The sequence below is a fragment of the Nonomuraea sp. NPDC005692 genome, from assembly GCF_040631115.1.
GTDB lineage: Bacteria > Actinomycetota > Actinomycetes > Streptosporangiales > Streptosporangiaceae > Nonomuraea.
Genome location: NZ_JBEXYU010000014.1, coordinates 144280 through 156119, shown reverse-complemented (window position 1 = coordinate 156119; position 11840 = coordinate 144280). Strand labels below are relative to the sequence as shown.

Here is an 11840-nt window from a genome sequence, read left to right as displayed (position 1 = left end):
CCATGACCCTGTCCATCGGCCAAGTCGCCCGACTCGCCGGAATCACCGTACGAACCCTCCACCACTACGACGAAATCGCCCTCCTCACCCCCAGCCAACGCACCACCGCCGGCTACCGCCGCTACACCGACGACGACCTCCTCCGCCTCCAGCAAATCCTCCTCTACCGCGAACTCGGCTTCCCCCTCGAACAGATCACCGACATCCTCGACCACCCCCACACCGACGACCTCACCCACCTCCACCGCCAACACGAACTCCTCACCCGCAAAGCCCAACGCCTCCACCAGGTCATCACCAACGTCGAACGCGCCATCCAAGCCCACACCCACCGCATCCCCCTCACTCCCCAAGAACGCCTCGACGTCTTCGGCGACTTCACCCCCGAAGACCACCAGGCCGAAGTCCAACGCCGCTGGGGCCACACCGACACCTACGCCGAAAGCCGCCGCCGCGTCGCCTCCTACACCAAGACCGACTGGCTCCAGCTCACCACCGAAGCCACCGCCGTCGACGACGACATGCGCGCCGCCCACACCCGCGGACTCGCCCCCGACGACCCCCAGGTCATGGACATCGCAGAACGCCACCGCGCGCACATCACCCGCTGGTTCTACGACTGCACGCCCGAGATCCACCGCGGCCTCGGCGACCTGTACGCCACCGACCCCCGCTTCACCGCCACCTACGACGACCGCGCCCCCGGCCTGGCCGCGTACTACCGCCAGGCCATCCACGCCAACGCCCGCCGCCTCTGACCTGGATGAGGGGTTTTGTGTTCGAAAAACTGGATCATGTCCAGACCCAGCACCTTTACAATGTAGATTTCTAAGCTGGGAGGTCCAGCGCGGCGGCCGTCAGCGCGCGCGCCCGCCGGGGAGAGGTCACCAGCTCCACCGTGTCCGACAACTGGTCCACGCACCCTGCCACCGGCAGCCCCCTGACCACCGGATCCGTCACCGACGCCAGCAACGCCCGTGCGAACCGCTCCCCGCCGATCACCCGGAACGGCCGGTCGTAGAACCCCCGCACCCCCTCCTCCAGCCGCTCGGTCAGCGCCATCCGGTTCTGCAGCGCCGCCAGCCGTCCGTACGCCGCCGTCAGGCCCTCCTCCCGCTCGCGCCACGACCGCGCCGCCACCGCCACCGCCAGCGCCTCACCCAGCTCGGCCGAGCCCGGCAGCCGGGCCAGCGCGCTGCCCAGCCATTTGGCGTACGGCGGGTAACGGCGCCGCAGCAGCAACGCCAGCCGCATCACCTCCCGCGCCAGCCGCGCCCCCACCACGGCCGACCCCAGCTCGTCCCCCACCTCCCCGCACCGCCCAGGAAACGGCTCCTCCTGGCCGATGCGCTGCCACTGGCAGGCCAGCACGTACCGCCACACGTCCTGCGGATACCAGCGCAACGCCTGCCGGGCCGCCTCCAGCCCCGCACCCGGCAACCCGTCGCAGAAGACCTCACCGCCCGTCACCTCGGCCAGCGCCTGCCACGGCACGGACAACCAGTCCAGCAGGGACACACCCGCACGCGGATCGAACCCGAGCCGCCCGACCAGCCACTCCCCCAGCTCGGCGACCACGACCCCCGGCTGCCGCACCCCGTGGTACTCGAACACCGTGTCAAAACCGCCGAACCGGTCGGGCAGCCCCGCCGTCACCCGCTCCCGTACCGGCTCCACCTGACCGGCGGGCACGAACAACAGGACCCGCGGCCCCCAGTCGTGGTCGGCCGAGCGGGCCGTGTCGAACGCGAGCACCTCAGACCCCGGCCCGATCAACGCGGCGCTGTGCCGCACCCCGGGAAGGAGCGGCGCGACGACTTCGCCGTAGAAGGCACGAGAAAGCTCAATACCAGGCACAAAGTTGGACATCACGCCGTCAACTCTGCACGAGCACCGCCCGAACCTCACCCGGTTTTCCCGCCGCCGATGACAGCGTGGTGACCGACCGGACACGCCAGGGGGAGGGACCCGTTGAGCAAGGTCGTCGCCGACATCTCCGTATCGCTGGACGGCTACGTCACCGGCCCCGACCCCGGCCTCGAACACGGCCTCGGCACCGGCGGCGAACTGCTGCACGCCTGGGCCCGCCAGCCCACCGACGTCGACGCGCGCGTCCTGGGCGGCGCCGTCCGCGCCACCGGCGCGGTCATCATGGGACGGCGCACCTTCGACGTGGTCGACGGCCCCTACGGCTGGGGCGACCCGCTCGGCTACGGCTCGGCCCGCGACCGCCCGCAGGCGACGCCCGTGTTCGTCGTCACCCACAACGCGCCCTCAGCGGTACGCCGCCCCGAACTGTTCACCTTCGTCACCGACGGCCCGGCCGCGGCCGTCGAGCACGCCCGCACCGTGGCCGGGGACGGCGACATCGTCATCATGGGCGGCGCCGACCTGATCGGCCAGGCCACCGACGAAGGGCTGCTCGACGAGCTGCGCCTGCACCTGGTGCCACTGCTGCTCGGCGCGGGCACCCGGCTGTTCGCACAGGTGCGCCCCCGCCAGTGGGAGCCGGTCGAGACGCACTTCTCCCCCCTGGCCACCCACCTGGTCTACCGCGCCATCACCTGACCCACCCCGCCGGATGGGCCGCGCGGGGTTCACTCGGCGACGTGGCAGGCCAGCACCAGGCGCCGGCGGTAGCCGATCCGCTCGTACACCTTGATCGCCGCGGCGTTGACGTCGTCCACCATCAGCGCCGCGCGGCCGTGCGTGGCCACGAGCTGGGACGACATCCAGCCGCACACCCGCTCGGCCAGCCCCCCGCCCGCGGAAGCGGGCGGCCGTGGCGACCCCGGCCAGCAACCCCACCGACGGGGCCGACCACGCGTCGGCCGCCACCGCCGCCAACTCGCGCCCCACCCGCACACCCGCCCAGCGCCGCACCCCGGCCACGCCCGGCACCGCGTACGACGAGGGCGCGTCCCCGGCCAGCAGCGCGGTGATCTCCTGCTCGTCCTCACCCGCCAGCCAGCCGACCATCGAAGGCAGCCCCGCAGCCTGGCCGGGCAGGCCGTCCCGGGCGCGGGGCGGCCCCGGCAGGCTCATCCAGGAGAACGCGCCGCTCTCCCGCACGCCCGCCAGCCTGGCCGCCACCCGCCGCATCAGCTCCCGCTCGCCCAGCGGCCGGTAGGTGGGGCCCAGCTCGGCCAGCGCGTGCCGGACCAGCTCGGCCGCGTCGTCCGGGTCGCCCCACACCGCCAGCCGGTCGTGCCGGGCGATGCGCGGGGCGGCGGCCACCACCGCCTCCCGTAACGCCCAGGCGCGGGCCTGGCCGCGCAGGTCCTGGGCCGTCCACATGACCAGGTCGTCGTCGCCGCACGCGGCGCGCAGCGCGCCCGGGTCGCCGAGCCGGTGGATCACAAGATCTCGCCCGGCCGGTACGCGGCGGCCTCCGGGTGCTCGGCCACGACCTGCCCCACCTGCCGCACCACCTCGGCCACCTGCGCGGCGGCCGCGCCGGTGAAGGAGACCCGGTCGGCCAGCAGCGCCTCCAGCTCGCCGCGGTCCAGCGGGAACCGCTCGTCGCCGCCCAGCAGGTCCAGCAGCTCGTTGGACGCGCCCCGCGACCGCATCGCCAGCGCCGCCGCCACCGCGTGCTCCTTGATCAGCTCGTGGGCCTGCTCGCGGCCCATGCCGGCGCGCACGGCGGCCATCAGCATCTTCGTCGTGCCCAGGAACGGCAGGTAGCGGCCCAGCTCGGCCGAGATCACCGCCGGGAACGCGCCGAACTCCTCCAGCACGGTCAGCATCGTCTCCACCAGCCCGTCGAAGGCGAAGAACGCGTCCGGCAGCGCCACCCTGCGCACCACCGAGCAGGACACGTCGCCCTCGTTCCACTGGTCGCCGGCCAGCTCGCCCACCATGGAGGCGTAGCCGCGCAGCACCACGGTCAGGCCGTTGACGCGTTCGCAGGAGCGGGTGTTCATCTTGTGGGGCATCGCCGAGGAGCCGACCTGCCCCTCCTTGAACCCCTCGGTGACCAGCTCGTGCCCGGCCATCAGCCGGATCGTCTTGGCCAGCGAGGACGGCGCGGCGGCCAGCTGCACCAGCGCCGAGACCACCTCGAAGTCCAGGGACCGCGGGTAGACCTGGCCGACGCTGGTCAGCCGCCGGGAGAACCCCAGGTGGGCGGTGACCTTCTCCTCCAGCTCGGCCAGCCTGTCCTGGCGGCCGCCCAGCAGGTCGAGCATGTCCTGGGAGGTGCCGACCGGGCCCTTGACGCCGCGCAGCGGGTAGCGGCCGATCAGGTCCTCCAGCCGGTGGTAGCCGGCCAGCAGCTCGTCGGCGGCCGAGGCGAACCGCTTGCCCAGCGTCGTCGCCTGCGCCGCCACGTTGTGGGAACGCCCGGCCATGACGGTGGACGTGTGCTCCTCGGCCAGGGAGGCCAGGCGGGCCAGCAGCGCCACGACGCGGTCGCGGACCAGCAGCAGGCTGTCGCGGATCTGCAGCTGCTCGACGTTCTCGGTCAGGTCGCGCGAGGTCATGCCCTTGTGCACCTGCTCGTGCCCGGCCAGCGCGTTGAACTCCTCGATGCGCGCCTTGACGTCGTGGCGGGTGACGCGCTCGCGCGCCGCGATCGACTCCAGGTCGACCTGCTCGACCACCTTCTCGTAGTCGGCGACCGCGCCCTCGGGCACCGCCACCCCGAGCTCGGCCTGCGCCCGCAGCACCGCCAGCCACAACCGCCGCTCAGCGATGATCTTGTACTCGGGAGACCACAGGCGGGCCAGCCCGGGTGAGGCGTAGCGGGCGGCCAGGACGTTCGGGATGCGCGGCTTGGAAGTCACGTTGGACAAGTCTATTCACACCCCGTCACCCGCACCGCATCCAGCCCGCGCGGGCTTCCCGGCGGGCCCGTTCGTCCGCCCGGACGGGCGCTGACCAGGGCCGTCACGCGTCCGGCCGGGCGGAGGTCATGTTTCCGCCTGTCCTGGCCGGAAAGTACAGGAAGTCGCGAGGAACCGACCAGAAAGGCATGAACATGAGCACCGACGACAAGATCCGCAACAAGGCCCAGGAGCTCAAGGGACGCGCCAAGGAGAACATCGGCGACGCCACCGACAACGAGAGCCTTCAGGCCGAAGGCCGCGCCGACCAGACCGAAGGCGGCCTGAAGCAGGCGGGCGAGAAGGTCAAGGACGCCGGCAAGAAGGTCAAGGACGCCTTCAAGAAGTGACCGCCGGGCCGTCCGGCGGGGACTGCGAGCTTGGGGGGCGGTGCGGCGGGTCGACTCGACCCCGCACCGCACCGCCTCCCCCGCTTCCCGGTCCCCGGCCCCTGCTACCGGACCGGCCGGACCGTCATCGGAAGCGTGTGCCGCACGCCGGCTAGCTGTTGCACTCCCGCGACAGGACCTTGCCGGTCTTGGCGTCCGTGCAGGTCTTGCACGTACGGTCCGGGCTCCCCGTGATCGGTTCCTTGGTGGTCTTGCACTCGCGCTCGGTCGACTGCTCCGGCTGTTTGGTCTTCTGCTCGCAGTACTGCTTCTTGTACCCGCTGCCCTTCTTGTCGCGGCAGTAGTAGCACCGCTTGTTGCCTTCCTCCAGATATTTGCACTTGGGCGCGCCACTGGCGGCGCCTCCCGCGGCACATTCGGCAAGCGCGGCCGAGGTGACGGGCGTAGCGGTGGTGGCGTGGACTTTCTCCCCCAGCGCCTGCGAGGCCATCGAAGGGGCGAGGGCGGCAGCGACAAGGGCGCTGACAGCGCATGCTTCCTTGAGCACGTTTCCTCCCACAGGACATCTTCCTCTGGCCCCTCCATCGTGGCCCGCCATTACCGGGAAACGTCAAGACATCCGCCCTGAATTTATTTTCCGCCGCCGCACGCATTTCTTCCCCCGAAACGTTTTGTCGCGCAGCCATTACTTCTCGAAGCATTACTCGGAGAACACCCTTTGCCTTTTCCGGGCGTTCTTTCCCGGACATGAGGCGGCGGGGTGCCGGTCGTCGTGACGACCGGCACCCCGCCTGGCGCTGCCTGTCGTCAGAGCGGCTTCTTCTTGCCGAGCGTGGAACGCGCCTGGCAGCCGACTCCGTCATAACGCACGCTGTTCCAGTTGACCGGGAACAGGTTTCCGTAGTTCCGGTCGACCTTGCACCACAGATCATGCATGACCGGCGTCGTGGAGTACCGCTGCTCCACCGGGTGCCCCATGCCGTTGTCGGTCGTGTACTTGAAGTCGAAGGAGTACTGCGTGTGCAGGTAGTGCTTGTAGCGCACCACCCAGCAGTCGTCCCCGCTGCCCACGTGGCACTCCGACTCGACCAGAGCCTGCGGAAGGATCACCTTGTGCCGCGAGGTCGCCTCGGGGCTCCCGTGGTAGGCCGAGCACTTCTCGCCGGCGTCGCTGGAGAAGGAGTACCCCCAGCTCGCCCCCACCGTCGCGGGATCCACCGAGGTGCCCACCGAGGTCGAGGTCTTGACGTACTTGCTGACGAAGCAGGCTCCGCCGGTCTGCTTCAGCTTGAAGTTCTTCACCAGCGTCTTGCCGAACAAGGTGCCGTAGCCCCAGAAGCTCCAGGTGGGCTGGAGGATCGAGACGTTCTCGTAGGAGTCCAGCAGCCAGCGCTGGTACCTGCCGGTGTTCCCCTCACCGGTGTCGGCCGGCCAGTGCGACTTGAAGAAGGAGCGGACGATCCACCCCTTCGACCCCAGACGGTCACGGACCTCACAGGCGATGATGCGCTTGTCCACCTGCTTGCCACAGGGAACCACGACCGGCTCGCTGCCCCCGACGCTCCCGCCGCCGCTTCCACTGGGGATGTCGGCGTGATCGCTGGAGTCCTCGTTAACCTCGATGGGGGCGTCGATGATGGTGATGTTGCCGCACCGGTCGAAGACGAAGATCGAGATCGTCGCCTCGCTGGGTTCGACCGTGCCCGCCGGACCCGCCGGAGCGGTTGAGGCACGTGCCTGTCCGGACGCCGATGCCGTGGTCTCGGTCCACTTGCGGGTGACCTCGACGGTGACGCGGACACTGCCGTCGGGCATGGCCTGCACGACGGGACCGGCCAGCTGGACGGAGGAGCCCGACCGCGTCGTCCCGTTCCCGGTCAGGGTGTCCCGCTCCTGCAACAGGCCCGGGTTCAGCAGCGACAGCTTGGCCGTGCTGGGAGTGCTCGCACTCACGCCGGGGGCATCCCATACGGCGTCGGCACGGCCTTCGAGCACGGCGTCCTGCGCCTGGTAGTAGGCCTTGACGCGGTCGAGGTACTCCTGAGCGCCCGAGTCTGCCGCGGCTGCGCTCTTGACGGAGGGCGGTGTGTCCAGGAAGGGCACACAGGCGGTACCCGGCTGGGGAACCGCCGGCGGCGGCACCGCCTTGGTGGTCGCGGTGGTGCTCTGCCACCCGCTGACGCCGAACGCCGTCCTGGCCCTGACCTTGACGGTGAAGGTCTGACCGTTGGCGAGGCCGCCGACGGCCGCGTACGGCTCACTCACCTGCACGGTTTTGACGGTGTCGCCACCGTTGTCGGCCACCTCGACGTCATAGCCGTCGAGCATGGCCATGCTGCCGTTGGACGTGGGCAGTCCCCAGCTGGCCAGCACACCGCCGTCGCCGCCGGAGGCCGTGAGGTTGAGCACGTCGCTCGGCGGCCCGGCCGGCAGGTAGCTGACGGCCAGCGAGGGTTGCTCGGCCGCACCCGGCTCGCCGAAGGTGATCACCTCGTCCTTGTCGGAGGTGACCAGGAGCCAGGCGAAGGCACCGTCGCCGATGTCACCCTGCGGAGCCGACAGCGGCACCGTGACGGGCTTCAGGTCGGGATCGGCGTCCGCCGCCAGCGCGGAACCCTTGGACTCACCGGTGACGGGGCTCTTCAGCGGGGTCACCGTGATCACCGCGTCGCTCGGGCAGGCGCCTGCCGGGCACACGGCCGTGCCGAGCTTGAGCAGCCCTTCCGACACCCCGGCGCCGTCGGGCAGCTCATCGAGCTTGATGCCGATCACGGCGGCGGTCTTGTCGGTGCCGGTGCCGCCGATCCTCATCACCGTGTCATCGGTCACCGTGCACGGCGAACCGTCGCAGGCCGCCGGGTCGGTCTTGGCCGACTTGATGACGAAGTTGTCCTTGCCCAGGGTCAGATGCCGCACGTCCTCCACCGGGGGCGGCGGGGGCGTGCCCGGGGTGGTGAAGGAGACCGGGGCGGTCTTGGAGGTGCAGACCTCCGGGCCGTTGACGACCTCCTGAGCCCCGGTCACCGCCGGCGCGAGCCCCACCTGGGCGGGGGTGGCGTACAGGGCGGCGATCTCGGCGGCGGTCAGCGCCTTCTGGTAGAGGCGGACCTCGTCGATGGTGCCCTTGAGGTAGTTGCTGATCGTCCCGTTGGCCTTGGTGCGGCCGAGCTGGACGTTGCCGGTGGCGTCCCAGCCGCTGGTGAAGGCGGTCTCGGCGTTGAGGACGCCGTCCACGTACAGCCTGATCCTGCCCGCGGCGGCGTCATAGACGCCCACCAGATGGGTCCACTGACCGGCCACGGCGTTGGCGGTCGACAGGGCGCGCAGCGGGGTGGCGCCGCTGGTGTCGGCCTGGTACGTGACCATGCGCCACTTCTTGTCGCCCGGGGAGTAGGCAAGCTTGAAGGCGCTGTTGACGGCGCCGTCCTGACTGACCACCGCGTGGTCGGCGGTGACGTTGTCGATCTTGGCCCAGGCCGAGACCGTGTAGCCGGCGTTGGTGTGGATCGCCGGCCCGCTGACCACGCCGTAACTGGCGGAGGTTCCTCCGAGCTGCAGGCCCAGCTGGTCCTTGCCGGTTCCCCACGTCGTCCCCGTCAGGGTCGCGGGGTGGTTGTTGCCCGAGGAGTCGGCCGCGGTGGTGCCCCTGCCCTCGTCGAAGGACCAGCGCGCCTTCAGGTCAGCGGCCGGGCTCGGCGTCGGCGTAGGCGTCGGGGTCGGCTCGGGGTCGGGCGAGCTGCTCACCTGGCCCACGCAGGCCGCCATCTGCCAGGTGTAGGTGCTTCCCGGCTGCACGGTGTTCGCCGGCAGCTGGAACGAGGCCCGCTCACCGCCGTTCACGCTCCGCGTGCCCAGCGGGGCCGCGCCGACGGGGGCGCCGGCGTTGTCGTAGAGGTAGTACTTGGCCGTCACCGCGCCACCGGACGGGCGGTTGACCATGCCCGACAGGATCGGCCGCGTCGGGTCGGCCATGCCCGTCTCGGTGTCGGACGGCAGCACCGGCGCGTCCGAGGTGAGCCGGTAGGCCGCGCTCTCGTTGCAGGAGGGCGGGGTGACGCCGCTGCGGCACGCCTTGACCACGAACTTCAGGCTCGCCGGGTTGTGCAGCTGGAAGGTCTGCTCGATGACCTGACCGGACGGCTTGGCGTTGTAGCTGGTCGCCGCGACCTCGCCGTACAGGTCCTTGATCTCCTTCACGGTCAACGCGCGCTGGTAGAGACGCATGTCGTCGACCGAGCCCTGCAGGTTGTGGATCGAGGCGGCCGCCTCACGCGTGCCGATACGGAACCGGCCGCTGGTCACCGTGCCGGTGGGCTGGTAGTCCGTCTCGCCCGAGAGCACGCCGTCGACGTACAGCCGGATCTTGCCCGCGCTCGCGTCGTACATGGCCACCAGGTGGGACCAGGTGTCGGCCTTGACGAGTTTCTGGGAGTCGACCCAGACGCCGGTGCCGACCGTGCCACCGGAGCCGGAGACCTGCAACCGCCACTTCTGCCAACTGCTGCCCAGGTAGTAGATGCTCAGCCCGAACGGGCTGCCGTCCTGGCTGGCCACGTACTGGATGGCCTCGCTGTCGTGCAGCTTGACCCAGGTGCTGATGGAGAAGCTGGAGTTCTGGTTGAGCACCGCCTTGCTGGTGGAGGCGTAGCTGTCGGGCACGCAGCAGCCGTTGCTGCCGGTCATGTCGTTGAGCTGGATGCCGGAGCCGAGCTTGCCGGTGACGGTCTTGCGCCTGCTGCCGGTGTAGGTGGCGGTGTAGCCGTTGCCGCCGGCGTCGGCCGCGCTGGCCGCGCCGTCGGCCTCGTCGAACTTCCAGTGCGCGACGTGACCGGTGGGGAAGGCCGGCGGCGGGGCCATGGTGGAGTCGTTGACGGTGACGGTGTAGTCCAGCTTCGTCGCCTCCGGGACGCTGGACTTGAAGCCGACCTTCACGCTCTGGCTGCGCGCGATGGCGTCGTTGCCGTTCATGACGTCGATCGACTCGGCGGTCACCGTGGGGATCTCCGGCGGCAGCCAGTACGACACCGTCAGCTTCGGCGGCTTGCCCCCCACCCGCTCGGCCGAATGGTAGTAGATCCAGAAGCCGTTGCCCTGGGAGGGCTGGTGATCGAAGTCGGTGTAGGCCGAGACCTGCACACCCTCGCTCTGCGCCCCGGACGCCCAGGCGTTGGCGATCGCGGTGACGTCCCACGTGATGGTGCGCGGGATCCAGTTGCCGTTGTCATCGATCGACGACGTGCTCGGGCAGATCTGCACGGAGGATCCGAAACTGGTCACCGACGGCCTCGTGCTCCAGCCCACGCCGTCGGCGTTCCACCCGGAGGTGACCCGCTTGACCTCCACCCCACCCGGGCCGTACCAGCGGCAGGCGACATCCTGCTCGGCGTACATCTCCAGCCGGGCGTTGCCCACCGAACGGCCGGTCAGCGCGGAGGTGTCGAACTTCAGCAGCGAGTTGACGTTGGTCAGGTGACCGTCGGTGTAGGTGCGGGCGAGACTCGTCTCCAGCTTCGGGGAGGTCGCCGAGGTGTTGTCGTTGAGGTCGTTGCTGATGACCACGTCGCTGAGCAGCGGCAACGTCGTGGTGGGGTCGACGGTCAGGGGGTAGCGCGTGGCCGGGTCGGCCAGGAACGCCGCATCCGGCCGCAGCACCAGCACCTGGCGGCCCTTCTCGGTCACCACCTCGGTGTCGATCTTCCCCGTACGAGGGGGGACCACCTTCCCGGCCTTGGCCTCAGCCGCGCTGGGACCGGCGTCGACGGCCACGGGCTCGGCGGCCGAGGCCACCTGCCTGCCCTTGGCGTCCGTCAGCGTCAGACCCTTGCCCTTCTTGCCCTCGCCCAGGGTCAGGCCCTCGGTGGTGACCGGGATGCGCAGCTCGAGCGGACCGGCGGGACGCTGCCGCAGCACCACGTCGTGCCGGAACCCCGTCGGCAACGCCGTCACCACCAGGTCCGCGCCGGCCCCCGCCGCATCGGCGTAACGGGCGACGTTGCCGCTGACCTCGGGCTTCGGCAGCTCCGTCGGCCAGGACAGCGCGAGCCGCTGCCCCTTCCCGCGCTCCATCGAGGCGAACGGCGTGCCACCGCCCAGCGAGAACGCGATGTCCGCCTTGGACAGCCTGGGTTTGAGCACACCGTTCCGCTCGACCAGGTCGGTGTCGATCCACGCCCAGGAGCCGTCGGCCTGCTTGAGCTGCGACGGGCCCGCATAGGACTGCAGGGTCAGATGCCCGTCGGGATAGGCCCAGGTACGCGACGTCTCGGTGAAGACCGCCTCCACCGGGACGGGCTTGTTCAGTTGCCTGGCGGTCTCGACGGCGGCTCTGAGCGGAGCGTCCGGATCTTCTGGGCGGGGGAACGCCGTGACCGTGGGAGCAGAGGGGCGGGTGGGCTCCGGCTCGGCCTGGGCCGGCGGGACGGCCCCTGCGACCAGCAGCGATGCCGCCACCGTGAGCGCCGCGGCGACGGCGAGGCGCTGAGACGGTCTCCCGCTCAACCTGGCCCGGCTGACTAACTTGTTCACTGACACCACAATCTGTCGTGAGCTGAAATAGCAAACAAGCTTTACCGGGCGTCAAGATCTTGCGGCAACATGGCAAAGATCACAACGAATAAAAAGCCGATTCCGGTAACACCGAACGCCCTTCGGACGATTAATCTGA

General features: G+C 70.3%; 9 protein-coding genes. 4 read left to right on the top strand and 5 right to left on the bottom strand.

Annotation, left to right across the window (positions count from 1 at the left end; all coding sequences use genetic code 11):
- Positions 1-2: 2 nt before the first annotated feature.
- Complete coding sequence (locus tag ABZ459_RS27540) at positions 3-758, top strand: MerR family transcriptional regulator (RefSeq protein ID WP_357975855.1); 756 nt, start codon at positions 3-5, stop codon at positions 756-758.
- A 70-nt stretch (positions 759-828) separates the two neighbouring features.
- On the opposite strand, the gene ABZ459_RS27535 is transcribed toward ABZ459_RS27540, so the two are convergent.
- Positions 829-1755: a DUF4037 domain-containing protein gene (locus ABZ459_RS27535; RefSeq protein WP_357975852.1), complete on the bottom strand. Its 927-nt coding sequence runs from the start codon at positions 1753-1755 to the stop codon at positions 829-831.
- A gap of 216 nt (positions 1756-1971) precedes the next feature.
- Between ABZ459_RS27535 and ABZ459_RS27530 the strand changes: the two genes are divergently transcribed.
- On the top strand, positions 1972-2568 hold the full coding sequence (locus ABZ459_RS27530; protein WP_357975849.1) for a dihydrofolate reductase family protein: 597 nt from the start codon (positions 1972-1974) through the stop codon (positions 2566-2568).
- 29 nt (positions 2569-2597) lie between these two features.
- On the opposite strand, the gene ABZ459_RS27525 is transcribed toward ABZ459_RS27530, so the two are convergent.
- A complete protein-coding gene (locus ABZ459_RS27525; RefSeq protein ID WP_357975846.1) occupies positions 2598-2867 on the bottom strand; it encodes a GNAT family N-acetyltransferase in 270 nt (89 codons plus the stop codon).
- Here ABZ459_RS27525 and ABZ459_RS27520 point away from each other — a divergent pair.
- Positions 2783-3130 carry a hypothetical protein gene (locus tag ABZ459_RS27520; protein WP_357976059.1) on the top strand — a complete coding sequence of 116 codons (348 nt, stop codon included), beginning with the start codon at positions 2783-2785 and terminating at the stop codon, positions 3128-3130. The genes ABZ459_RS27525 and ABZ459_RS27520 overlap by 85 nt on opposite strands.
- A 226-nt stretch (positions 3131-3356) precedes the next feature.
- Here ABZ459_RS27520 and purB read toward each other — a convergent pair whose 3' ends face one another.
- Positions 3357-4787 carry an adenylosuccinate lyase gene (purB, locus tag ABZ459_RS27515; protein ID WP_357975843.1) on the bottom strand — a complete coding sequence of 477 codons (1431 nt, stop codon included), beginning with the start codon at positions 4785-4787 and terminating at the stop codon, positions 3357-3359.
- A 194-nt stretch (positions 4788-4981) separates the two neighbouring features.
- Here purB and ABZ459_RS27510 point away from each other — a divergent pair, with 194 nt between their 5' ends.
- Entirely contained in the window at positions 4982-5176 is a 195-nt protein-coding gene (locus ABZ459_RS27510) for a CsbD family protein (protein WP_352350685.1), read from the top strand.
- A gap of 151 nt (positions 5177-5327) precedes the next feature.
- On the opposite strand, the gene ABZ459_RS27505 is transcribed toward ABZ459_RS27510, so the two are convergent.
- Complete coding sequence (locus ABZ459_RS27505; RefSeq protein ID WP_357975840.1) at positions 5328-5723, bottom strand: hypothetical protein; 396 nt, start codon at positions 5721-5723, stop codon at positions 5328-5330.
- Between the two features lie 260 nt (positions 5724-5983).
- Positions 5984-11701, bottom strand: a complete 5718-nt coding sequence (locus ABZ459_RS27500) for a LamG-like jellyroll fold domain-containing protein (RefSeq protein WP_357975837.1) — start codon at positions 11699-11701, stop codon at positions 5984-5986.
- Positions 11702-11840 lie beyond the last annotated feature (139 nt).